We start from the raw sequence: 25,226 nt of genomic DNA, 5'->3' as shown, positions 1-25,226 counted from the left end.
ATCACGATCTCGGTGCAAACAATATGACAGTTACGCCAATCAGGCAAATTCCTGCCCCTAGGAAGTCGTACAAATCAGGCGTTTTTTTATCAATTCCCCATCCCCATAATACGGACAGAAAGACGAACACGCCTCCATATGCCGCATACACTCTGCCAAAGGTCGGAAATGTCTGGAATGTGACCACTACGCCATATAAAATTAAGGCGATGCCGCCGAATAATCCGAACAGTGCAGATTTCCCTTCGCGCAACCATTGCCAAATCAAATACCCTCCGCCGATTTCAGCCAAGCCAGCCAGCAGAAAGATCACCACGACTTTCAACATCAGTAAACCTCCATTTACACACGTCGGATCATCCAACATGAACTTTTCAACTGCGCAAGATCAATCTTAAAAACTAGTACTCACTTTACCATAATTCCAACTAGTAAAAAAGATTGGTTACTTTTTGAACGGATGACTTGGCGTGGAGTTCATTAAAAAAACCCCGCCACTTCCTCCATATGAAGAAGTGGCGGGGGCCATACGTACACTACGTACTCAATTCGCCAAAGCGATTTCAATATGTGCTAAGTGATGCTCTTCATGCCAAGCCAACTTCGCAACTTTTTTCGCTACTGTGATCTCACCGTTTACTTGATGAATAAATGTTCGTTGCAGTTGCTCTTCCGTTAGACTATTGCCTAACGCAACTATACGTTCATTGATTCCTTCTAGCATGTTAATCGAAGGCTCAACCGGCAGCTGCGTGTCAGGTAATACAGCCCACTTCTCTTGATCGAAAGCGGGAGCAGTTGGCTGGTCTTCTGTTAACGCAAGCTTTAATCGCTGATACATAGTCAACTGCGAATCTGCAATGTGATGCACCAATTGACGAACGGTCCACGCACCTTCGCGATACGTTTTGTTCAACTCTTCCACATTTAATGCATCCACAGTTTCCCTCAATCGAGTAGGATAGCTCTCCATTTTTTGTAACCACTGTTGAACATCTTCCAACGTCACCTGTTCCGGAACGTGTAATTCCCCGATCGGAAATCGATGATCCATGACGAACCCCTCCTTTTCATAGTCTCATTATCTCACGTACTATCTGATTATTCTATTTATAGGACGTAGTAATATGAAAGAAGCACTTCACATGTCAACGAATAGCACGGATCAGCATCTACAGCCTTTCACTTTCATTCACCCGTTTTAGAAAAATGCGCAATCCGTGCACCTATTTCATCGCGCACACGCTGGAAGAATGCCCATTTCTCTTCATCTGTTCCTTGTGCTTTTGCAGGGTCATCGAATCCCCAATGATCACGTTTTACATGGGGTGGTGTCATCGGACACTTGTCGGCAGCATCTCCACAAAGAGTGACGACGACATCTGCATGGTGTAAGATTTGTGGATCGATGATATCTGAAGTTTGATTGGAAATGTCGATGCCCACTTCATTCATAGCTTGTATAGCATGTGGATTGACACCATGCGCTTCAATTCCAGCACTGAGAACTTGCCATTCTTCTCCGAGATACTTTTTGCCCCACCCTTCAGCCATTTGGCTACGGCATGAGTTGCCTGTACATAAGAAGTAGAGTGTTTTTTTCTGCATAATGAAATCCCCTTTTTCGATGATTTATTGTACGATTGACAGCCATAGATACAGTCCGATGAGTGTAATCAGGAGTGTAGGAACTGTTAGTATAATACCGATCTTGAAATAGCTCCCCCAAGAGATCTTCACGCCTTTTTGAGACAGTACATGCAACCATAATAAAGTGGCCAATGAACCGATCGGGGTGATTTTGGGTCCTAAATCCGATCCGATAACATTTGCGTAAATCAACGCTTCGCGAATAGGACTTGTCGTGGTCGTGTCTGATATGGCTAACGCGTTAATCATGACCGTCGGCATATTATTCATAATGGATGACAATAGTGCCGCGATAAAGCCCATCGAAACCGTTGCGATAAAGAGCCCTTGATCAGCTGCCACTTGAATGACATCCGCCAACACACCCGTTAGACCGACATTACGCAATCCGTAGACGACTACATACATCCCAACAGAGAAGAAGACGATCGCCCAAGGTGCACCTGTAAGCACTTGTTTCGTGTGAACAGCTGGACTTTTTTGTGCCATGGCCATGAAGAATATCGCCGTCAGCCCCGCAATAATGGATACAGGCAATCCTGTAAACCCACTAGAGAAATACCCAATCAGCAATACACCTAAAATGACCCAAGCAAGTCGGAACAACTTGAGATCTTTGATCGCCTCTTTCGGTTGTTTTAAATCAGAGACTTCATAGTTTTTGGGAATACTTTTACGGAAGAATAACAACAACACGAGGACACTGGCAACTAATGCAAACAAATTCGGGACTATCATTCGAGATGCATATTCAACAAACCCGATATCAAAAAAGTCTGCCGAAACAATATTCACTAAGTTACTTACGACCAATGGCAATGAAGTCGTGTCAGCGATAAAACCGCTGGCCATAATAAATGGGAAAATCATTTTTTCATTGAAATGTAAATTTCGTACCATCGAAAGTACAATGGGTGTTAATATAAGAGCCGCCCCATCGTTTGCGAACAGAGCAGCCACGACTGCGCCTAAAATGGTGACGTAAATAAATAGGCGAATACCACTGCCTTTGGCTAATCTAGCCATATGTAGAGCGGACCACTCGAAAAATCCGATTTCATCCAAGACTAATGAAATAATGATGATTGCGATGAAAGCTAGCGTAGCATTCCAGACGATTCCCGTTACGTCCATGACGTCTTGGAAATTAACAACCCCTACTCCTAATGCGATGATGGCACCAATACAGGCAGACCATCCGATCGATAAGTTTCTAGGCTGCCAAATGACAAAAATCAATGTGATGATGAAAATCAATGATGCGGTTATGACTGAAGCCAACGTACTTTCTCCTCCTTATTCACAACAAATTCGAAGCCCTTGTGCTTCCAATTCAGCGATGGATTCATTCTGTTCTGGAAGGTGTTCAAGGATGCTTTGAATAAACGGGTACTCTTCATGGTGCTCATTGATCGAGAAGAAAATCCACTGACCTCTACGTTCTTCTTTAACCAACTCCATATCACGAAGTTTCCGTAAGTGCTGGCTAATTGCCGGCTGACTCATTTTAAAAATCGCAACAAATTCACAGACACAGCATTCATGTGCATGGAGTAGCTTCATCATCGTCAACCGCGTCGGATCGCCTAGCAATTTTAACAGTCGTGATGCCCGTTGTAGATCAACCGTAACAGGTGTATTCATAGTCCATCCCTCCACTTCTTTATGCATCATATAACGATATGCTTATGTACGCAAGTAGAATTTTCATCGTCTTCTGTAGTGTAATCAATAAAAAAGGACCACCCTCGACAATTCGGGTAGCCCTCTTCTTCATTTAGTTACCGACTTTTGTACGCAGCTTTCATAATATAGCTGACGATGATGACAAAAATCAGCGCCCCGACAATCGTCGGTATAACATAAAAGTCCCCTAAGCGTGGTCCCCAACTGCCAAATAAACTTCCGCCAATCCACGCACCTATGATTCCTGTAAGAATGTTACCGACAATACCGCCCGGGACACTTTTGCCAATGATCAGACTAGCAAACCAGCCAATCACACCGCCAACTATCAAATATAAAAGGATACTCATTTCACACATCCCTTCTCCTAGTTTCACACGTATTTAGCACGCTACTTGCGAACATGACAAGACAGTAATCGAGTGACACCTTAGTAGCAATCTATTCCTCGTTACAGCATAGTATTCGCCAATTAAAAATGTGTGTAGGTAGATACGTATGCAAAAGGATCGCTCCTACATTCCGATGGTTTCAGATGCTATAATGTACTACAGTACTAGACATACGCAGTAGAAACTGGAGGTTATAACCGCATGCGATCCTTTCATTTCCACGGTGGCCGAATAGTAAAAACCGGGATAGCGATCTTGTTGACAGCTATCATTTGTGAGTGGTTTAATTGGCCCCCCGTATTCGCTGTCATCACAGCGATTGTCACGATCGAGCCAACGGTCAGCGATTCCATCAAAAAAGGACTGATTCGATTTCCAGCATCGGCAATCGGCTCTGCATTCGCTGTATTTTTTATTACGCTCTTCGGGAATTCCCCGATTACCTATGCATTAGCAGCGGTAGCCACCATTTTAGTCTGTTACCGATTGAACTTGCATGCCGGTCTACTCGTTGCCACATTGACGGCTGTTGCGATGGTCGAAGTCATCCACAGCAACTACTTATTCGCCTTTTTCATTCGACTTGGTACGACCACTATTGGTTTGCTCGTGTCCACTGTAGTGAATATGTTGGTGTTCCCACCGAACTACAGAAGAGATATTGTAGACAACATCCAACGAATCAGTGAGCGAGCAGGAACCATTTTAGAACGGACTTTCCGAACGATTTTATATGACGCACACACAAACCGTCGCGATGAACTAGAGACCACGAAGCAACTTACGAAAGAAATTAGGAAAACGGAAACATTGATTCATTTTCAACGGAATGAATCCAAATTGTATCCGTGGGTCAGAGGAAAAGAAAAAGAACTGCAGATGGCTGAAAAACAGTTATTATTTTTACATCATCTTGAATATCATTTAGGCGCTTTACTCCATATACCCGAACAACACATTTCGTGGACATCGGCAGAGCGCGATCGGATCATGCACGCTGTCAAGGAGCTTGCGGACGACTTAAAGCATTCCATAGACTACAATCCGAAAAAGCATGAAACGCAATTACAAAACGTTACCAACCTTTTCTGGGACGGCAATAAAGAAATCACAATGCGGGAGGATAGACACCCAAGCCAATTCCCACCCGAGTTTGTCGTTTTGTATGAACTGATCACTATTTATAACTTAGTGGATCAATTTTATGAACCTTCCAGTGTGAAATTAACGCCTGACGCTGAAGATAAAAAATAGCTACTTCTTTCTCTTCAGCTTGACGGTGTCTAAAGCTCGCTACTATCTATATACATTTTTATAATCGATACGATGGGATGAGTCCTCTTTTATACAAAAACGCCACAGCATTCAAAAGCGCACTCGGGACTTTCTTCCAAAAGAAACGTTTACGATAAAATTGACGGTAGGCTCTTTTAAGATTGCTCCACTGTTTGCACTCTTTTTTCTGTCTATACCGCGCCACATCGATCAGCTTCACTTGATTATCGGATGTGATAAATATATTACGCAAATGAATATCAGATGGATTTAAGCCTGTATTGGCCGCTAGCGATAGTGCGTAATCAATTTCTTTAATATGAGCCTCTGTAATGACTCGCCCATTCGTCATACAATCAAAAAGTGTATGCCCTTCAACGTAATCCATCACTACGTAATTCGCACCGGTTTCATAGATACAGGGGAAATAATGAATGTCTTTCAATGTTTGATAAATCTCGGCTTCTTCCTTCGCGATGTACACGGAGTTTGGAAAGAATACTTTAATTGCCTTGTTCGAAGATTTGACTCGGAAAACAAACGCACTTCTTCCTGTTCCGACAAGTTGCAGAGATGGATGAAAGTCCACTAGTCGATTCTTTTTCGTGATGACAATGGAATGTACAAGTTCCTGATACATACTCAACATATAACCTCCAATAGTTTTCGATACATATAAGAAAGACATCAAGACCAATTAGTGGCTTTGATGTCTCAACTGAAATGAAAAGAGACCTCACCAAATAATTGGTAAGGTCTCGCAAACAACGTGAGTTGCCAGTAAAGCCGAGGATTCCCATCCCGTATTGACGACTCTTACTGTAACAGCTACTCCCCTTAACGGAAGTGTTCGTATACTATTATAGATTCACTTTAAATTGAACCGGCTTATATGTCAACTAACTACGAATGTATAGGTATTTATTGACAGTTTCAGTGTATAACAACTGATTCCTCTCATCGCACGGTTTGACTGCTAACTTTACTTTTCACAATGCCGAACAACGCAGGCAAGACAGATAAAAGAATAATTGCAAGCAATACCGTAGAAAAGTTCTCTTTAATGATAGGAATATTGCCGAATAAATACCCGAGCATGGTGCATATGCCTACCCAAAATGCCGCCCCAACGACGTTATAGAAAGCAAAGTACCGGTAATTCATGCGGCTCGCGCCTGCAACGAACGGAGCGAATGTCCGGACAAACGGCATAAAGCGGGCAATCAGGATCGTTTTCCCGCCATGCGTATTAAAGAACGCTTCCGCAGCTTTCATTTTCTCTTGGTTTATGACTTTCCCTAGCCAACTACCAGGAGAAATCGACATCCCTACTTTACGTCCAATATGATAGTTCACGGTATCGCCGAGGACGGCCGCAACAAAGAAGACCGCGACAACGAACCAAATATTAAAAGCATCTAGAGCCGCAAATGCACCGCCTGCGAACAGCAGGGAATCTCCAGGTAGAAAGGGAAAGATCACTACTCCGGTTTCAACAAAAACGATTAAAAATAAGATGACATATGACCAGCTACCAAATAGTTGAATGATATCGACCAGATGTTCATCAATATGCAAGATGAAGCTGATGAGTCCTTGAATGAGGTTCATGTAAAGGCTCCTTTTTAAGAAAAGTGACTGCAGCGATACGCAAGTGAGGATGCCAGATGTATACACATCGTCTATCTACATTACGTTCAACGTATGGTATTTATCCTTAAAAAGTGCCTAGTCAGTAAAATAAATAAGGTTCCCCTTCCAGATTGAAAGCAAATAGGAGAGAATGATAAGAAAATACTCCGTAATTGTACGAAAGACTAGATAGGACAACGCATGACATGATCCAAGCAATTGAATCCCGGATGCGCTACACACGACCGCGGTCAACGTATCGGCTGACCATGCTAGCAACGAGCACACTGAACACCAAATGACTCCCTGTCCAGTACAACCAGGCCATGCCGTCATCTGCTGCTGGCGGCCGATCGGTTAGCAAGGTTAGGAAATACAAAACTCCGCTTCCTACTGTGTACACCACAATATACGGCCACATTTTATATTGCCAGTTTAAAAAACTCAATAGATAAAACAGCCCCAACACACTGGCAATGCAAAAAACGAAGTGAAAGACGATACCAAACCACAATACGTGCGAAAAGACATGAATGATGGGGAAGTAATCTACATTATACAGTAAAATATATGCTTCATTTCCAGTTACAGCCCATATAACCAGCATGAGTAGCGCCAAAACAGCACCACCGGCAATTCCTATGCCGACTAACTGCCAAAATCGCTTCATCTGCTCCCCCTCTTTCCTAAAGGTAGTTGATTATCTATTCCCTCTGACTTTATGAATAAACGACTCTATGTCAATCTCTAGGATGTCATATACACACCAAAAGAGACCCTACCCGAAAAACTGGTAAGGTCTCGTATCCAACGTGAATTGCCAATAGAGCTGCTAAAATTACTATTCCATCCATATTCCTAAACAAACCTCTCTAGTAGAGTAGGTCTTGATTTACTATCTACCGTCATTTAACCCCAAACGGAAAGTATTAGGAAGTAACACATAGCTGGTGTAAATCGTTCACGAACAGATCTACATGTTCTTTCTTAGTAGACCAGCTTGTACAAAAACGAACCGCACTATGCGTTGCGTCGACTTTTTCCCAGAAGGAGAATGAATACTTTTTGCTTAATTCCGTCATGACATACTCCGGTAAAATCGGGAATTGCTGATTGGTTGTGGAATCATAACGAAAGGCAAATCCATTCTCTTCAAATGCTCGTCGAAGAATAGACGCCATTTCCACAGCGTGCTTCGATACTTCATAATATAAACCGTCTTCAAACAACGTTTCAAACTGGATCCCTAACAGTCTGCCTTTAGCGAGCAAGCCGCCTCTTTGTTTGATAATATAACGAAAATCCTTTTTTAGTGAATCATTTGTAATAACTACCGCTTCACCGAACATCGCACCGACCTTGGTTCCACCAATATAGAACACATCACAGAGTCGTGCATAATCTGCTAACGTGATATCATTATCGATCGAAGCTAAACCATACCCTAATCGAGCACCGTCGAGTACTAATGGCAACTGACTTTCTCCACACACTTCACTTAAAGCTTCCAATTCCGCTTTCGTATACGTCGTCCCGTTTTCTGTTGGATTAGAAATATATACAAGTCCAGGTTGTACACTATGTTCGGGACTCGCTTCATTCCAGTGAGCATCCACTAACTCTTTTACTTGCTCGGCTGTAATTTTTCCATTTTCACTAGGTATAGTTAGCACTTTATGTCCAGTAGATTCAATCGCTCCTGTTTCATGTGTTGCAATATGTCCACTTTCCGCAGCGACAGCTCCTTGATGTGAACGTAAAATGGATGCAATAATCGTCGTATTCGTTTGGGTACCCCCTACTAAAAAATGAATATCCGCTTCTTCCGCTTCACATTCTTTCCGAATATACTCTTTAGCTTTTTCGCAATGTGCATCCATACCGTATCCAGCAGTTTGCTCTTCATTTGTTTCGATCAACCGCTGCAAAATCCGCGGATGAGCGCCTTCCGTATAATCATTTTCAAATCGTATCATCGTTGTCCATCTCCAAATATGCCTGATTTTTTCTGCAAGTATACCATAGAATGATGGGTTTCTGTTGTATAATATATTGTTCTTATAATGAGGAATTTTCCGATTTTTACTCTGTAAGCAGCTGTCGTACTCCGCTCTCGTCTTTTAACTTTTCTTGAATGAAAGCGTCCAATTCTTCTTCATTCGTAAAGTCCTGTAACTCTTTACCATACCACTCCTGCAATTTTGATTTACTGATTGTATAGGTGTTATCTCCAAAATCAAAGACAACCCACTGTGCATTATCGATCAGCGCGAATAAGTAACTAGCATTATAAACGGCCGTCTCTTTGTATTCACTTTCTTCGACTGCCGCATCCATATGTTCATACTGGATCGTCATTCCATAAGGTTCCGTTTTGGTTTCAAGAGAAACTTCTTCAAACTGCTCAGCATAACGCAATTGCTCAATTATATGGATGACTGCACTATTATCCCCTATAAATGATCCTTTATATTCGAATAGATCTTCATTTGGCTGCTCGGTAGTGGAACTGCAGCCACTTAAGATGAGTACTAGTATGAATGAAGACACTAAATATTTTGTGAAGTTTTTCATAGTCTGCTCCTTTGCTAAGTTACTACATGTGGTGTTTACATTGATTGCCCATATGCGGTACCCAAAATAGGGATCGGGTTGATCTGCAGCCCGTGTCGCTGGCTGTAGCGAAAATCGATTACGTAAGTGCATGGAACTTATTCCTTTATCGCTTTCGCTTCTCGCCATTTTCCATATCGGTAATAAAGAAACGCAACGATACTACTCATGACAAAACTGACGCCCATTCCGAGTGCAATTCCCTTCTCACCCATGATGCTAGACAACATATACGTGACGGGATAACGAAGGATCCAAAATGAAATGATGTTTAGCACAAGCACTTGGAACATGGCCCCCGCCGCACGGACAGCTCCATTTAAAACGAAATTAATGCCAAGGAACGGATAAAATAGCGCAATTGCCTTCAAATAGTTTGTACCAAAAGCCGCAGCTTCCGGTTCTGTTATGAATAGCTTAATCAGATAATCTGCAAATAGGACGATAAGAATGGCGATCGCAAACATGACAATCAAATTATATATAAAGCCGTACAATGTAATTCTGTGAACCCGGTCCCATCTGCCTGCCCCGATATTTTGACCCGCCATACTATTGACCGCAGTCCCGAGTGCTTGGGCCGGCAGCATAATCAAACTGTCCAATCTTTGCGCCGCCCCGTATCCCGCGACAACTGCAGGGCCGAATGATGCAACAACACTCATGATTGCCATCACACCAGCCGAAATGACGCTCATCTGTAAACCCGAAGGAATTCCCAACCTCAATATATCGAGTACTTCTCGACGTGCTGGAATATGAGGTGTTGAGAATGGTACCAGGCTCTTTCGCACCGAATAAATAGCGCCAGCGGCAAATGCGATTCCCTGTGATAAAATCGTTGCATAGGCAGCGCCGTGAACTCCCCATCCAAAGACGTAAATAAATAAAGGATCAAGTACTGTATTCAAAATAACCGCGGCCAACACAAAATAAAGCGGCGTCTTCGAGTCGCCTACCGATCTAAATACGGTACCAATAAAATTATAACCGAATAAGAAAAGGATCCCGATGAAATTAATTCGCAAATACGTAACGCCCATCGCCAACATCGCTTCGGGAGTTCCAAGTAACAGCAGGAGGGGTTCTGCAAATATAAACCCTGCAACACCGAGCACGATGGACATGCCGGAAAGCAGGACGACAAACGCATTCAAATAACGTCGAAGTCCCGACTCGCTACCTCTACCTTTTTGCTGGGATAAAATCGTCAGTGCGGCATTGTTCAATCCGATGACAAATGACAAGACCGTAAAGATGATTGTCCCAGAAATAGCCACAGCACCAAGTGCATTCGCGCCAATTAAATTTCCAACCCACAAGCTATCGATAAATTGATAGGATGCTTGTAGTAAATTGGTGATCATAATGGGGCCAGAAAAAAGCATTAGCTGTTTTACTATATTTCCTTCTGTGAAATCTTGCTGCCTAGCCATCTTTCTCCTCCCCACATTTAATAAAAACTTACTATTTTATCTTTCTACTTAAGCACCCACTTGAAGCATATATCTTATTTATTGCGTCCGATAAAGGCAAAGTAGTCTGAAACCGTTGATCTGCGCTCCAGCCGGACGCGTGTCCTATGGGTGGGCGGTGAACCACACCTCTTCGCTTCGCTTCGACGGGTGTTTCACCTGTCAAAGCAAAGATATGCTCCTTCTCGCTACGCTTCACTCGCAAAAGCCGTTCTTCGTCACGGCTCTCGCTGATCCTCTCGGAGTCGCTGGCTGCAGCGAAGATCAACTAGCTGACTACAGAGAAAACCTGCGACAATCGTGCCCGGTAAACGCAAAGTAGTCTAAAACCGTTGATCTGCGCTCCAGCCGGACGCGTGTCCTATGGGTGGGCGGTGAACCACACCTCTTCGCTTCGACGGGTGTTTCACCTGTCCCACTGATCCTCCCGGAGTCGCCGGCTGTAGCGAAGATCAACTAACCGACTTCAGAGAAGCTTCCTCAATAAACGCGCCCGATTGATGAACGTTATAGCGATTTAATTATTTATTTCCAACCAAGTTGAGAGTTCGGAATCGTCTTCTAGATTAAAATAAGAACGGGCGAATCTTACAAATTCCTCAGTATTTACTTCTTTATACTTATAAAAATCATAATAGGTTTTTAAAAACTTTTCTGCCTCTTCTAATCCGCCTCTATCTTTAAATAATAACCATAACATTGTGCTGGCTTTCCCGTAGAAGTGGGAGTTATTCTCATATTGGTCCAGTGGTAGGTTTACAGGTAAAGAGGAATCCTTGATTAGTTCGATTCTTTCTAGCATTTTATCATAAGGAATCTCATCATCAGATTGAGAGAAATGAAATAGCTCTTCAGCAAAGGTAGTAAAGCCTTCATCTAACCAAGCTTCATTATACGGATCATTATTAATAACTCCGTAAAACCACTGATGTGCTATTTCGTGAACAACCATATTTTTCACAGCATCATCGCGTACTGATTTGCCATAGATTGAACCCGCTGTAACAATACCGGGATATTCCATTCCAAGACCGTCCAATACAATATCTAATTGAGTAAATGGATATGGCCCCAGTACCTCTTGAAAGTATTGTAATGAATCAGAAGCAATTCCACTAATCTCCTTATACAAATCGTCTTTCTCTTCAAATCCGAATACCCTTATGTTTACATCCCCCACTTGTTTCTCGACAACACGAGGATCTTTCAATATAGCAATAAAGATTTCCTTAACATCATTTATAAGAAATGTACCAGTTCTTTTGCTAGGATAAATTTCATCTTCACTTGTAGAAACAAAGGTATAACTTTCTGGAATATCATACGATACATTAAAATCACTGAATCCGGTATGGTACGTTTCCCCCCTGAATCTATACTCTTCCTTGTTCCACTTATGATCTCGGAATGTAGCGAGCATGGGAAAAAATTGAGCAAGATGATAGTTGTCCTTGGTCTTCGTAAATCGTAGCCCACCTACTGGCAAAGTGAATTGGTAAGAAAAATCCACTGCAACATTATCCCCTGGTTGGATCGGGTTATCTAATGGGATAGTTATTGTGTCATTTGTCAAAGTGAATCCGGAGGTTTTACCTTCTACTAAAATATCATGTACCTGTAAAGTCGCTGAAGTATCCAAGGTATTTCCCAACTGCTCTGAACTCTCTTTCGTAAATATGTTTGGAATAAAGTAGAAAACTAACTCTTTCCACGTATCTTCTGAAGTATTTTTAATTTCCACAGTTGATTCTACTTGAAACTTCCCATCTGAATCCATTTTTAAATCAATATCATATCGATTTTCATTACCGGATGGTAGCGTTTGAGGTGAGAAATCTTCGTTTAGTATGTTTGTTCCAACTAAAGCTGTCTCTTTGTCTGTTTGTTTTTGGTTAGGTTTCAGAAGAACAATAATCACCAGTAATAGAATTATAAAAAGTATTATAAGCATTAGTCTCTTCTTAACTGGACACGCCCCACTTCTGTATTTTTTCCTTAATACATTTCTATTCTTGAAGGGATAAGTAAATCACTTCAATACTGCTAATTACACACGATCTAAAACCAATATTTATTTTTTAAAAAGGGCCTTATTACTGAAAAAAAAGGTGCAAATCTTCTTCAAGAAATGCACCCATTAGTTGATATGCACTCAGTAACAGTTGCATTTCCTTTTGCAAATGAACACTTTAGTTATTTATTAATTCCTGCACTTTTTTCAATGTGAGACCACTAGGTATTCCATATTCTTCTTTTTTATCAATTAAATTTGGTTTATTTAATGGACCTGTTATTTTCCCATTATCTATTTGGATAATCCAAAAATTATGGTTTTTTTTCACCTTTAACTTGTTTTGCAATGATATATTCATCATTCCATCCTACTTCAGTAACTTCAGTGGGGACCACGTTAGCACCCCAACCGGTCTCACTAGTTTTAGGAGCTATCGTTACTTCGTGAGCAGATGTTCTAAGAACCGAATAGTTGCCTGGTATATCTATATCGTAATCCGATGCTCCAGCACATCCACCAGAAAACATTACACTGACAATTAGCAAACACAAAAGATATTTTTTTCTAATCATATAATCCTCATTTCATCGGTTAAATGGTCCGATTGCGATATAGACGAGATCGCTTATAACGCAAACTCCCCCCGTTTGCGAGAATAAGTTTTTAATATCCTCTAAAATTATGGAGTTCGATACTCAAGTCTTCATTCTTCTTGATAAATTCATATAAAAACTCTTTTGTAATATAAGCCTGTTTTCCATTTTTATATTTAGTAGCTAATATTTGATTATCTTCATCATCAGAAAGATCACTTCCTGTACGAGCTGTAACTTGAAAGCTATGCATTATTCTATTTCTAGTCGCGATAAGTTCGTTGAATTTCTTAGCAATAACGGTATTTGAACTTTTTGTAATAGTATTCTTTACAGGTTCTGATAATTCTCCAGATGTAAGATCAATTAATTGATGCCAATTATATTCATCCGTTTCATCATTTGACAGTATGTTTTCAATAATAAATGCATTATTAGAATTAAAAACACAGACTGCACTCCCTAGTAACTCCCTATATTCTTTAGATGGCAAAGCCTGTCTACTGTAATCTTCATACAAATCCTTTTCTCCTCCTTTTTAATAATCAATAATATAATATCTCGATTGCAACACAGCCTTTATGCAACAACTGCTCCCTTTTCTGAAATAATATTGGGTTAAATTTTAATCATCATGATTAAAATAGCTCTTCCGGATAATAACCTATTCAGCTACAACGATGTACGATTAAAGCACCCGATTCGAGAACAGTCCTTCTTCAGCAAATTCCCCTGTTTATGAGACAGACGTTATTGGAATGTATCTGGTTCGTCTATAACGATACTTCCCGATACATTAATCTTATCCCAGATCCACGCCTGATAAATTCGATCGAGTTCAACTCCTAATTCTTTTTCTTCCAGATATTCATCAATCTCTAATTCTTCAAAAGTAAATGTCTCTCTTGCCTCAGTACCTTCGAATGTACTACTGATAAATGAAAAAGTTACTGTTTTAACCAGTTCACTCAACTCCCACTAATCATTACTTTTTTCTAAATCTGGCCCGATTCTGCAATAATGGGCGGGAATCCTAATTCAAGAAACGCACCCGATTGTTGAATCCCTCAAAACAAGCTATCCTACAACCAAGTAAGGCCAAAAGCAAGCGACAGTGATAAAACTAAACTCTTTTTTGAATTAAATCCATGAACAATCTCCTACTCACTTCTTTTCGGATTTTCATATCCTTCTTCCGAAGAATAGCCGACAAGATTTACAGTACTATCTTCGACTGTGTACAAATAAGCTACTTCGAGTTCATCGGTGAATATGACTTCGACACCTGCCGGAAAAAAAGCAGATCTGGAAGCTTGTCTAGTTACCCAATCGTCGTTAGGATATGTTTTTTTTAAGTAGGCATTAACAATGTCCTCATGCTGATACCACTTTTGAAGCGATGACTCTTGATTGTAAAGCACATAATAAGTTTCGACCGATGAGATAACAATCGCAAAACCCAACAAGATAATGCGAGCTTTTTTCCAAAAAAATGCCACAACGACCAATAATATTATTGGAGCAACTAAAATCGTGAAAAGGATTAAACTACCTGGACTCAAAACACATACCTCCAAAATTGTCGGCAGACTGCCATTGATTCTTTTCATCAATTCAAAAAGAATAACGCAAAAAGCAAAATCTGGCCCGTTTGATGCACTGTCCTTATCACGCAAACGCACCCGTTAATAGTAATTTTTATTCCAAATGTCTCTCTGGAATTTTGAGGAACCAAATATATATAGCCAATGCAATTATAGCGCCATATAATAAATTTACTTCGATAAAAATCATTACAAATAAATAGCTTAGAAGTAAAGTTAATATCCCACCTAACACAGAACTAATCGTTTTCGGTAACAGAAATTTATAACTTAGTTTATAAAAAATAAAGCCACCAACTGAACTTACAAAAATCGATAACACTAATATATAAAAAAAGCTTAAAGACATTCTATCACCATCCTTTTTAAAATAATTTGGACCGTTTGGTGCGCAACAGTTGTACAGTTAACGCACCTGATTGTATTAGAAGATTAGCCAGTCAGTTCTGATAGACCTATTATCTATCATTTAGATTAGATTTTCTTAGCTCTTTAAACTGTTCATTAATTAATCCCAATATTTCTAAATAACTATTGCTCAGAGCTTCTTTATCACCAGGAGCTTCTTCTTCCATTACAAATTGGCGTTCATTTATGTCTTCTATGCAATTAACGTTTGTTACTATTTTCTCATCTAATAGATGGAATATATCAAATAACAAAGGTCTTATATGTTCAGTATAATTTTTATGATTAAGTTCAGGTCCGTAATGTATATTATGTTCAAGAACTTCATAACTACCATTCAATTGGAGTATTTGTTAAATGTTTGAAATTTAATAGTTTGCTCTTGGTGAAATTTATCAATCTTCATTTTTTCTCTGTCCCATTTTTGTTGTTTGCGCACAATACTTTGTTGAATAAAAAATGTAATCAATCCACCTATAATCACACCTAACAAAGAAGGCAATGCTTTAAATAACTCGTCCATATATTCTACCTCCTATTAGTTCAATTATATCTTTTTGTCACCATATAAATACTGAACGAATATTAAAGTTTTATTAATCAAATTTCTTATTAACTCAATTAAATGGCTCCGATTATGAAAAGTGAGCGCTGATTTTCTTCAAGAAAAACGCCCGTTTATTTAAATGTCTCGTTCCCTTTTTTGGCGTATTGACCATCTTAAGTAAAAAAGTAACTCTCCGATTATTAATCCAATTAAAATGGCGACAACGCCAGCTTTATAATCAGGTTTATCGGATAAAAATGTAACAATTATAAAACCAATTAATAAACCAAAAGTGATACTTATATAAGATGTATATCTTTCTTTCAGATATATTTTCATAGTCAATCACCTTTCTGATAACTATTCATTAATTTGGGCCATTCGTTAAATAAAGGACTTCCCTGATTCTATAATCTTCGGGCTACGCAGTTAATCTTGGTCCTCAAGTTCAATAAAGTAATGACTCTTACTGTAAGACATTGCCTCCATGGTCGCTATCAAACTTTTTTCATGAAAAACTTCCACTCTGTAGAACCCTGTGCGAAAGTTTCGTTTAACTTCTTTTACAGCGGCTACTAACTTGTCCCCCGGCTTGGCTGGTTCCATAAATTGAATCGTTGTACTTAATCCCACTGACGTTTTGCCATAGGCATTACACGCTACAGAAAAGGCATGGTCTGCTAACGCATAAATAACCGCTCCATGAACCGTGCCAAACGCATTCACCATATGACTTTGCACTTCCATCGTTGCCTCTGCAACGCCAGCGTCAAATTTCGTTAACTCAATGCCTAAGGATGTAGCGTATGGATCGTTTTTCACTTGCTCAAGAATTTCCCCATAGTACTCTTTATGAATCTGATGCTCATCAATTTTCTTCTTCATTCTGATCTACCCCTTCGTTTGCTTGTTTTTTATGTCAAATCACTTACTTCACGTATCGAAACAGCCGTTAAATTTCCTGACTTTAGGATTCCGCCTGTATGAATTAATGATAAAATTTGTTCACTCCCTGTTTTTGATCATTTCCCCCAATCGGAAAATACCCTCGTTGATTTCTTCCAATGATGCATACGCATATGACAAACGGATGGATTGCCCCGATTGCTCAGCGTAGATACTTCCCGGATTAAGAAGAATCCCTTTCGCCAATGCTTTTTGAAACAAATTACGTAGTTGAAAGGCTGGTTTTATTTTTATCCAAATGAAAAAACCGCCTTTCGGAATCTCCCATGTAGCATATGGACTCAAGTATGTCTCCAATGCCCCCAAAGCCGTACCTCTTCGAATTTTCAGCTGCTCCCTTACAAACAGCAGATGATCTTCGTATAAGCCGCTCGACAGCCACTCAGCGGCGACTTGCTGGGACAGTGTGCTGGACCCGTAATCGGACTGCATTTTCAAATCGGCCAATCGGTCAATTACAGATTCCGATCCTACCACCCACCCGATCCGCAAACCAGGACTTAACGATTTCGACAGGCTGCCCAAATATAGGATATTCCCGTGATGGTCATTCGCTTTTAACGGTGCCGGTGGAGGAGAGTCAATCCATAATTCTCGGTACACATCATCCTCGATGACAGGCAGTTGCTCTTTTACACAGAATTGAATCAGTTCTTCCCGTCTTTTCTCCTGCATTAACTTTCCGGTCGGATTGTGGAAGGTCGGGATGGTGTACAATACGGAATTCTTGGATTTGGGTTGATAAATCGAACTCAGAACCAGTCCCTCTCCGTCCATCGGCAGGCCCTTCAAATCCATTCCCATGGACTGAAACATCGACAACGAATAAAGATAGGATGGTTTCTCTAAGAATACGGTCGATCCTTTCTGCAACAGACCGATGGAAATTAGATGCAACGCTTGAAGCGCCCCTGACACTACAAGAATGGACGAAGGGGAGGCGTGGATTCCTGCTTTCTTCAAATACTCACTGATAGCTTGGCGCAGTTGTAGATTGCCCTTGGGCACTTCATAGCCGAACGGCTCCAGCCGGTCCGAGACTTTCCGAACGACCGATCTCATCTTTTTCAACGGGAAAATGTCCGGTGATAATTCCCCTTTACTCAACTGAATGAGGTCGTTTTCAGATTCCGCTTCATTAATCTTCTGCACAGTTTCCATACTGGCTTTATGGATACCTAACGCAATATTCTCATTCCAGTTCGTCGAGGATGTATGGCCCATCAAGGTCCACGTGTTATGGATCACCACGGTTCCCTTCCCTGATTTTCCTTCGATCAACCCATCTGCAGTTAACTCATCCAGCGCGGATATGACCGTACTTCTGTTTACATCAAATAATTTGGCAAGCGCCCGCTGGCTGGGGATCCGGTCTCCGATGGCCCACTCGCCCTTTGCGATTTTTTCTTTTATATACTCCACAATCTGTATGTATTTTGGTTTTCTCATCTGATCCTCCTCAACCGTCATGTAGGAAATTGGTTGGTTTTTGAATGTATAACCGGTTGAAGACATTCTAGCAAAATCGGATTAACATGAATACCATACTTTTTTATTGGTTGGCTTACAAACAAATAAATAGGAAGTGGTTATATGGAAAAAACATTTCGTTTCAAACTGATTTCTGCACATATACTGACCATTGTATTATGGGCATCCGCATTTCCGGGTATCCGGGCAGCGCTCACTACCTATTCACCCGCACATTTATCGCTTTTACGATTATTGGTCGGGTCAGTGGTATTACTGATTGTTGCAGTCATTCTGCGGATCCGCCTGCCCGAAATGAAGGACATCCCCGTCATTTTCTTACTAGGCTTCCTAGGTTTTTCTGTCTATCAAGTCGCTTTAAATTACGGAGAACAAACTATAAGCGCAGGAGTCGCTAGCTTACTTGTTTCCACGACCCCTATTTTCACAGCTTTTCTGGCTTTAGCCTTTTTCCGCGAAAGGTTCGGCTTCCAAGGATGGATGGGTGCCCTGATCAGCTTCATAGGAGTAGCATGTATTTCATTAGGCGGAGCAACTGAAAGTTTTTCATTTGATAGAGGAATTGTCATCATTTTAGTAGCCTCCCTTTCAGAAAGTATCTACTTTGTATTCCAACAATCCTATTTAAAAAAGTATGGATTTGTCGCGTTTACGATGTATACAATTTGGGCCGGGACGTTATTTATGCTCCTGTTCACTCCAGGGCTTGGACTGGCGATTATGCAGGCTCCTATCGATACTACGATGGTAGTAGTCTATTTAGGTATTTTCCCGACAGTCATCCCTTATTTCACTCTGGCTTACATCACATCACGTACAGGCGCATCGGAAGCGACAAGCTCCCTTTATTTAACACCGGCTTTCGCGTTTATGATTGCGTGGATCTGGCTGGATGAGCTGCCCACCTCTTTCGCCATCATCGGAGGAGTCCTTACACTGCTGGGTGTGTTCGTTTCAAATATAAAAAGTAGAGATCCGGTGCAAGACGGGATACAGGTAATAACAGATCAACCACATAGCCAGTAGGGAGATGAACACAATCCTTAACTCGAGATAGCGATCTGATACCGTTGATCTGTGCTGTAGCGAAGATCAACTAAGCGTGGCCTTCTGAACCTCTTCCCCAATCGATGACAAGGATGGAAACATGAACTTCACCTGACTATTTTATTAGTATAACAGAATTATCCAAAAATTTTTCTATGAAATTAAATGATACCGTTATATCCAGTGCTGCTTGACGTTCTAATCGGATGTTCATTCTATTAAAAAAATCCCGCAGAAGACGATGTTGTCTCCTGCGGGATTTCCCAAACCTTACGCTTCTGCTGTTTGTTTTTCAAGTGATTCATTATACATATCCGTGTCCAGTTCACCCGTTACGCGGGCTGTTGTGACACCCGCTGTCATCGAGCCACTGACGTTTACCGCAGTACGGCCCATGTCAATCAGTGGTTCAACAGAAATCAATAACCCTGCGAGTGCGACAGGAAGATTGAGTGCCGACAAGACTAGAATTGCGGCAAATGTCGCGCCTCCTCCAACGCCTGCTACCCCAAAGGAGCTAACCGCCACAATTGCAATTAATGTTACTAAAAATGTTGGGTCCAGTGGATTGATACCAACCGATGGAGCAATCATGACAGCGAGCATCGCTGGGTAGATCCCAGCACAGCCATTTTGCCCGATGGATAAACCAAATGAACCCGAAAAGTTGGCGATTCCTTCAGGCACACCCAAGCGGTTCGTTTGTGCATGAATCGTTAACGGTAACGTACCTGCACTTGAGCGGGATGTGAAAGCAAATATCAATGCTTCCCCTGCTTTCTTCACATACGTCACTGGGTTTAATCCCGACAATGTAATAATGAGCAAGTGAATGCCGAACATCACCAGTAAGGCGACATAAGAAGCAAGGACAAACTTCCCGAGACTGTAAATCGCCATAAAATCAGACGTCGCAACAGTTCGCGCGATAATCGCCAAAATACCATATGGTGTCAAACGTAGTACGATTCGTACCACACCCATGATCAACGCGTAAATCGCATCAATTCCTTTTTTCACCGTGACCGCATTTTCTTCATCTCTTCTCGTAATCGCTAAGTAGGCAAACCCGAGGAATGCCGCGAAAATCACGACTCCAATCGTTGAAGTTGGACGTGCACCTGTGAAATCTAGGAAAGGATTAGCAGGCAATAAATCGATGAGCTTTTCAGGTAATGAAACATCGGCTACAGTTTCCAAGTTCTCTTCCAAAGAAAGCCCACGTGCCGCTTCTGCTTCCCCTTGTACAATTTCCGAAGCGTCCAGTCCAAATAGAAGCGTAACAGAAATCCCCACAATGGCAGCAATCGCTGTCGTACCGACGAGCATGCCTAAAATCGTAGCCGCCATTTTCCCAAAGTTTTTCCCGATCGTCACTTTCGTAAAGGCCGCTAAGATCGAAATAAAAACAAGTGGCATAACAATCATTTGCAGTAATTTAACATAGCCGCTACCGATTAGGTTAAACCATGGCATCGACTGCTTGAGGATCTCAGACTCTGTTCCATAGGCAAAATGCAAAATAAGTCCGTAACCAATTCCGAGCCCAAGCCCCGTAAACACGCGTTTTGAAAAGGATACCTTTTTACGATTCATTCTATATAATAGGCCGACAAGCAATAACAATCCCGCAATGTTCACAATAAGTAAAAAAGTATTCATCATTCCGCACCCCTCTGTCTCTATAGTATTGTAGATTTTACTTTATCCCTTTAATTCCTATTCGTCAAGTATACTTTTAAATAAAATGATATATTAACTAAGCTCAATAGATGTAGGCGTTTCTGCAACACCCCGGTTTTGACTCTATGAAAAAATCCCACCAATTATGACTGGGTGGGATTTCACTATGTTTTTACAATTTATTATGAAGTGTCTATATCGACTGATGCTGGACACCCCTAGCAATTACCAAGTAATGAATGGCGGTGATCCCGGTGGTGCATTTTGAATCATATCCACTAGAGGGAAAACGTAACCGAACGCGACGATGAACAGCATGATGATAATCCATACACTCCAACGCTCTGTCCACTTCGGTGTCTCACTTGCATTGTCTTCACCTTGTGCAATAGGAAATTCTGTAGTTCCTTTTGGTGCGAAGAACATGAGATTGAAGACGATGTAGACAATCAGCACGAGACCTATCGTTAATAATACGCCTCCTACTGCCAATAAAAGTAAGTACGGGTCCCAACTTGCAGCGGTTGCACTATCACCATATGTGGTGTACGACGTTCTACGTGGAGCACCTAGAAGACCTACCGTGTGCATTCCACCGGCCATGAAGACCATTCCAATAGTCCAAATCAATGTTTGAATTACACCCAATTTATTCATTGCAGGAGTAAGTGTTCGCTTGGATAAATAAGGTATTAACCAATACATCGCACCGAAGAAGGTCAACACGGCAGTTACTCCGACAGTGATATGGAAATGACCTACAACCCACAGCGAGTTATGCACGACTTGATTCAATTGGTTCGCATTTTGTGCAATACCACCTGCTCCGCCTGGAATGAAGAAAATCATCGCAATCATCGGAGCTAGGAAACGAACGTCTCCCCAAGGCATCTTTTTAATCCAGCCGAATACCCCTTTCGCACCTTTCTTCTTGCCCACACGAGCGAATACGAAGAACATCGCAAATGCTGTCATCAAGGACGGGAAGCCGATCACCATGCTCATCAGCGCATGCGTTAGTTTAATTCCTTCTGACATGCCTGGGTCCACAATTTGGTGGTGGAAACCGCCTGGAATATTCGAGACGACTAACAGTATGACAACTACTCTCGTTAATGTATCACTAAATAACCGACCGCCAATTACTTTCGGCACGACTACATACCATAAGGAAACTGCGGTTAAATACCAAATATTGACAAATGTATGTCCGAAGCTCCAAAATAATGTTCTACTGAGCATTACATTAATCGTTTCGGTCCACCCAAACGCCCACGGTATAAGCATTAACACTTCTGCTGTTACACCTAGACTTCCGAAGAATAACAGGATGAAAACACCCATCGCAAAGAATGCGAGTAACGGTATATGTTGGCCACGGTGTCTCTTTCTCCACTTGGCGATTTGAGTAAATCCGCCAAACGCAGCAATCCAGATGCCTGCCACGACAATGAATAACCCAACATAGAACCAAGGGGATGCCTTCATCGGCGGATAAAATGTGTACATGACAGAGGCGTTACCCATGACGACGTTCGTAATGACCAATACTACCCCTACGAGCATAGTGATCAGGGAAATCCAGCCCATCTTTCTGACGACTGGAAATAATCCATCCATCGTATGAGAAAGTACCGAGTAAAAATACGCAATGACGAACAATACAGAGAATACTAAAACTAATAAAATACCATGCGCCGTCAAGACTTGGTAATAATTAAAGTTTGTAGGTAGTTCGAGCAATCCCGCACGATTAAGCCCTTGAAGTAAACCTAAGAGTCCACCTATCAATAACGTGACGAAAGCTATGGAGAAATACGTTAATGTCAGACGTGAATCTAATCTATTTCCCCCTGACAATTTACTGATTTTACTACTTTGCTTTTCAATCGCTTCCATTTCATTCACCTCCTATTTCACTATGATTTTCATGCTCATTAATTGATGACCTACACCACAATATTCATTACATATGACTAAATACTCGCCAGGCTTCTTAAATGTTTGTTTCGCTTCTTGAATATGTCCTGGCATGATCATCGCATTCAAATTCGTGCCGATGACTTGAAAACCGTGCATTACATCTGTAGAAGTCATTTTAAAATGAACCGTTGCGCCAGCGGGTATTTCAATTACATTCGGTTCAAATGAAAAAGCCCGTAAGATCATGACAACTTCGTATTCATTCTCACTAATTTTAAAAGTCCCCGGATTATCAAATGGCGCCGTCTCTTCTACTTTTTCTGGATCAATCATACCGACACCACTGGGTGGGCCTTGACCTAACGCAAAGGTCTGAACGCCACTATAGACTACAGCGATGACCAACATGGAAGCAGCTAAAAATAGCCAGATTTTTTCATATCGATGCATGTTCATGGAAATACCTCCTTATAGTCTTACTGAAAAGAAAATAAATAATATCAACCAAAAAATAACGATTCCGCCTCCAACGAATAATATGGAAGCATACATAGCATTTCTGAATGAACCCTCATCCACTACTTCCTCTTTGTTCACTTCGTTGCCCGGTGAGTTTTTCATACGATCCCCCCTCTTTGTAAGTAATTGAACCGCATACATAAAGCAGGTCTGTGTCACCCACTCTATGAGTGACGAACGGTAATGCTATTGTCCATTCAATACAACCAGCCTCGTTCATTTCACTTCACACATTCTCTCTACTTTACGTAAAGGCAAGTTACTAGTGATAATAGTATAAACATAACACGATAACTGGGAATATTCTAATAATTTGGGTAATAATTCTATTAACTTTTAAACGTTTCTTGTTATATATGAATATCTTTAAAAGTATAGTCCTCTTCTATATCCGGCATAACGAATCAGGATTTCTCTGTCCAGTACCATCCTCGTTTCATTGCTGCGCTATAAGAAGTGAAACTGGCGTTGCCTCTGATATCGTCAGTGTTCCATTGCGTAACTCCTAGCTTCAGTATGAATTACTTGGCGGGCTTACACCTTGATGTACATCAAGTTTATACGGTCTAATTTTAAGGCGATCCAATACCGATAATAAAAAAAGTGATTAGTGCTAAACATAGCGCCAATCACTCAACATCATGCTATTTTTTGAATAATATTTTCTGTAACTTAGCCAGCTAGGATAGAATCATCCATCCCTTGATGTGTTTATTGATGCAATGCTTCTTCAAACCTTTGTTAGAAAAGTATTGACTCTCACGTTACGAGATACTTTATAGTTACTAGTGAAGGGAGCGAAACAAGATGAAAGTGAAAGAAGTTGCTGAGTTAGTAGGAATTAGTGTGCGCACACTACACCATTATAATGAAATTGGATTACTCATTCCCGACGAAACCACTGATGCTGGTTATCGTATATATTCTGACGAGAATCTCGAGACCTTGCAGCAAATCTTATTTTTTAGAGAACTCGGCTTCCCTTTAAAGAAGATCAAAGAAATTATCGATAGTCCATCGTTTAATCAGCAAGAAGCGCTTGAAATGCAACATAAAATGCTTCTGAAAAAAAAGAGACGGCTTGATCAGATGATCGGGACTATTGAAAAAACAATTCAACATGCGAAAGGAGAAATACAAATGACAAATCAAGAGAAATTTGAAGGCTTCGACTTTAGCCATAACCCGTATGAACAAGAAGCTAGAGAAAAGTGGGGCGATCAAGCAGTTGATGAAGCAAATAAGATAGCGAAAAATATGACTGCCTTCGATCAGGAAAAATTCAACGAGGTTTTTCGTAACCTTGCCGCAATTCGCCATCTATCACCTGATTCCAAAGAGGTCCAAGAAAAAATTAGGGAGTGGTATCATTTCTTAAACAACATGGGAAACTACTCTCTAGAGGCATTCAAAGGATTGGGTCAAATGTACGTAGACGACGAGCGTTTCACCCAAAACATTGATCAATTCGGTGAAGGTTTAGCCAAATTCATGTGTACGGCTATGGGCATCTATGCAGAAAAAAACCAAAAGTAATACCGCAATAAGAAGCTGGGACATAACTATCTCACCTCGTTTCCCTGCACTCCGAAAGGCACGCTTTCCGAGGGGCGTGGCTTGAGCCAAGCGAACAACGTAGGGTTCGCTTTGCCGTATTTCTGTGTACTTTGCAGAAATTAAGGCACCTGTCCAGGGTCTCAAGACGCAC

General features: G+C 41.1%; 28 protein-coding genes. 3 read left to right on the top strand and 25 right to left on the bottom strand.

Annotation, left to right across the window (positions count from 1 at the left end; genetic code table 11):
• Position 1: 1 nt before the first annotated feature.
• The 6 genes from CSV61_RS07660 to CSV61_RS07635 all read right to left on the bottom strand — a co-directional run bounded on the left by CSV61_RS07660 (position 2) and on the right by CSV61_RS07635 (position 3,686).
• Positions 2-328 carry a YnfA family protein gene (locus CSV61_RS07660; RefSeq protein WP_083034809.1) on the bottom strand — a complete coding sequence of 109 codons (327 nt, stop codon included), beginning with the start codon at positions 326-328 and terminating at the stop codon, positions 2-4.
• A 216-nt stretch (positions 329-544) separates the two neighbouring features.
• Positions 545-1,054: a YfiT family bacillithiol transferase gene (locus CSV61_RS07655; protein ID WP_099638737.1), complete on the bottom strand. Its 510-nt coding sequence runs from the start codon at positions 1,052-1,054 to the stop codon at positions 545-547.
• A 134-nt stretch (positions 1,055-1,188) separates the two neighbouring features.
• Entirely contained in the window at positions 1,189-1,608 is a 420-nt protein-coding gene (gene arsC, locus CSV61_RS07650) for an arsenate reductase (thioredoxin) (RefSeq protein WP_083034802.1), read from the bottom strand.
• 24 nt (positions 1,609-1,632) lie between these two features.
• On the bottom strand, positions 1,633-2,931 hold the full coding sequence (locus tag CSV61_RS07645; protein ID WP_099638736.1) for an arsenic transporter: 1,299 nt from the start codon (positions 2,929-2,931) through the stop codon (positions 1,633-1,635).
• A 15-nt stretch (positions 2,932-2,946) separates the two neighbouring features.
• Positions 2,947-3,294: an ArsR/SmtB family transcription factor gene (locus CSV61_RS07640; protein WP_083034799.1), complete on the bottom strand. Its 348-nt coding sequence runs from the start codon at positions 3,292-3,294 to the stop codon at positions 2,947-2,949.
• Between the two features lie 137 nt (positions 3,295-3,431).
• Complete coding sequence (locus tag CSV61_RS07635; RefSeq protein WP_083036068.1) at positions 3,432-3,686, bottom strand: GlsB/YeaQ/YmgE family stress response membrane protein; 255 nt, start codon at positions 3,684-3,686, stop codon at positions 3,432-3,434.
• Positions 3,687-3,929: 243 nt separating this feature from the next.
• Between CSV61_RS07635 and CSV61_RS07630 the strand changes: the two genes are divergently transcribed.
• Positions 3,930-4,982, top strand: a complete 1,053-nt coding sequence (locus CSV61_RS07630) for an FUSC family protein (protein ID WP_099638735.1) — start codon at positions 3,930-3,932, stop codon at positions 4,980-4,982.
• Between the two features lie 58 nt (positions 4,983-5,040).
• Here the strand turns inward: CSV61_RS07630 and CSV61_RS07625 are convergent, their stop codons facing one another.
• From CSV61_RS07625 to CSV61_RS07550, 15 genes are all read right to left on the bottom strand, one after another.
• Entirely contained in the window at positions 5,041-5,643 is a 603-nt protein-coding gene (locus CSV61_RS07625) for a protein kinase family protein (RefSeq protein ID WP_233193562.1), read from the bottom strand.
• Between the two features lie 317 nt (positions 5,644-5,960).
• Entirely contained in the window at positions 5,961-6,614 is a 654-nt protein-coding gene (locus tag CSV61_RS07620; RefSeq protein ID WP_099638733.1) for a VTT domain-containing protein, read from the bottom strand.
• Positions 6,615-6,870: 256 nt separating this feature from the next.
• Complete coding sequence (locus tag CSV61_RS07615; RefSeq protein WP_083034793.1) at positions 6,871-7,305, bottom strand: hypothetical protein; 435 nt, start codon at positions 7,303-7,305, stop codon at positions 6,871-6,873.
• A gap of 259 nt (positions 7,306-7,564) precedes the next feature.
• Complete coding sequence (locus CSV61_RS07610) at positions 7,565-8,611, bottom strand: threonine aldolase family protein (RefSeq protein WP_099638732.1); 1,047 nt, start codon at positions 8,609-8,611, stop codon at positions 7,565-7,567.
• 106 nt (positions 8,612-8,717) lie between these two features.
• Entirely contained in the window at positions 8,718-9,341 is a 624-nt protein-coding gene (locus tag CSV61_RS07605) for a DUF4825 domain-containing protein (protein WP_233193551.1), read from the bottom strand.
• A 5-nt stretch (positions 9,342-9,346) separates the two neighbouring features.
• A complete protein-coding gene (locus CSV61_RS07600; protein WP_099638731.1) occupies positions 9,347-10,684 on the bottom strand; it encodes an MATE family efflux transporter in 1,338 nt (445 codons plus the stop codon).
• A gap of 556 nt (positions 10,685-11,240) precedes the next feature.
• Entirely contained in the window at positions 11,241-12,674 is a 1,434-nt protein-coding gene (locus CSV61_RS07595; RefSeq protein WP_099638730.1) for a M1 family metallopeptidase, read from the bottom strand.
• Positions 12,675-13,048: 374 nt separating this feature from the next.
• Entirely contained in the window at positions 13,049-13,309 is a 261-nt protein-coding gene (locus CSV61_RS07590) for a DUF3997 domain-containing protein (RefSeq protein ID WP_099638729.1), read from the bottom strand.
• A gap of 91 nt (positions 13,310-13,400) precedes the next feature.
• Positions 13,401-13,850 carry a selenium binding protein gene (locus tag CSV61_RS07585; protein ID WP_099638728.1) on the bottom strand — a complete coding sequence of 150 codons (450 nt, stop codon included), beginning with the start codon at positions 13,848-13,850 and terminating at the stop codon, positions 13,401-13,403.
• Positions 13,851-14,080: 230 nt separating this feature from the next.
• Entirely contained in the window at positions 14,081-14,302 is a 222-nt protein-coding gene (locus CSV61_RS07580; protein WP_233193550.1) for a hypothetical protein, read from the bottom strand.
• A 188-nt stretch (positions 14,303-14,490) separates the two neighbouring features.
• Positions 14,491-14,892 (bottom strand): hypothetical protein, encoded by a 402-nt coding sequence (locus CSV61_RS07575; RefSeq protein WP_099638727.1) that lies wholly within the window; start codon positions 14,890-14,892, stop codon positions 14,491-14,493.
• Positions 14,893-15,392: 500 nt separating this feature from the next.
• Positions 15,393-15,683, bottom strand: coding sequence for a hypothetical protein (locus tag CSV61_RS17070; protein WP_233193549.1), 291 nt, complete (start codon positions 15,681-15,683; stop codon positions 15,393-15,395).
• Positions 15,680-15,865 (bottom strand): hypothetical protein, encoded by a 186-nt coding sequence (locus CSV61_RS17065; RefSeq protein ID WP_233193548.1) that lies wholly within the window; start codon positions 15,863-15,865, stop codon positions 15,680-15,682. Before CSV61_RS17065 ends, CSV61_RS17070 begins: the two co-directional genes overlap by 4 nt.
• 453 nt (positions 15,866-16,318) lie before the next feature.
• Entirely contained in the window at positions 16,319-16,774 is a 456-nt protein-coding gene (locus tag CSV61_RS07555) for a hotdog fold thioesterase (protein WP_099638725.1), read from the bottom strand.
• A gap of 120 nt (positions 16,775-16,894) precedes the next feature.
• On the bottom strand, positions 16,895-18,325 hold the full coding sequence (locus tag CSV61_RS07550; RefSeq protein ID WP_099638927.1) for an aminotransferase-like domain-containing protein: 1,431 nt from the start codon (positions 18,323-18,325) through the stop codon (positions 16,895-16,897).
• Positions 18,326-18,448: 123 nt separating this feature from the next.
• On the opposite strand from CSV61_RS07550, the gene CSV61_RS07545 reads away from it, so the two are divergent.
• Complete coding sequence (locus tag CSV61_RS07545) at positions 18,449-19,372, top strand: DMT family transporter (protein WP_099638724.1); 924 nt, start codon at positions 18,449-18,451, stop codon at positions 19,370-19,372.
• A gap of 291 nt (positions 19,373-19,663) precedes the next feature.
• On the opposite strand, the gene CSV61_RS07540 is transcribed toward CSV61_RS07545, so the two are convergent.
• The 4 genes from CSV61_RS07540 to CSV61_RS16760 all read right to left on the bottom strand — a co-directional run bounded on the left by CSV61_RS07540 (position 19,664) and on the right by CSV61_RS16760 (position 23,620).
• A complete protein-coding gene (locus CSV61_RS07540; RefSeq protein ID WP_099638723.1) occupies positions 19,664-21,055 on the bottom strand; it encodes an L-cystine transporter in 1,392 nt (463 codons plus the stop codon).
• Between the two features lie 246 nt (positions 21,056-21,301).
• On the bottom strand, positions 21,302-22,975 hold the full coding sequence (locus tag CSV61_RS07535; protein ID WP_083034762.1) for a cbb3-type cytochrome c oxidase subunit I: 1,674 nt from the start codon (positions 22,973-22,975) through the stop codon (positions 21,302-21,304).
• 12 nt (positions 22,976-22,987) lie between these two features.
• Positions 22,988-23,455, bottom strand: a complete 468-nt coding sequence (locus tag CSV61_RS07530) for a cytochrome c oxidase subunit II (protein WP_099638722.1) — start codon at positions 23,453-23,455, stop codon at positions 22,988-22,990.
• A gap of 12 nt (positions 23,456-23,467) precedes the next feature.
• On the bottom strand, positions 23,468-23,620 hold the full coding sequence (locus tag CSV61_RS16760) for a hypothetical protein (RefSeq protein ID WP_156890563.1): 153 nt from the start codon (positions 23,618-23,620) through the stop codon (positions 23,468-23,470).
• 705 nt (positions 23,621-24,325) lie between these two features.
• Here CSV61_RS16760 and CSV61_RS07525 point away from each other — a divergent pair.
• Positions 24,326-25,054, top strand: coding sequence for a MerR family transcriptional regulator (locus CSV61_RS07525; protein ID WP_099638721.1), 729 nt, complete (start codon positions 24,326-24,328; stop codon positions 25,052-25,054).
• Positions 25,055-25,226: the final 172 nt, after the last annotated feature.

This window comes from Sporosarcina sp. P3 (assembly GCF_002743415.1).
GTDB lineage: Bacteria > Bacillota > Bacilli > Bacillales_A > Planococcaceae > Sporosarcina > Sporosarcina ureae_A.
Note: the sequence above shows the minus strand (reverse complement) of the source record. Positions and strands in the feature narration are given on the sequence as shown.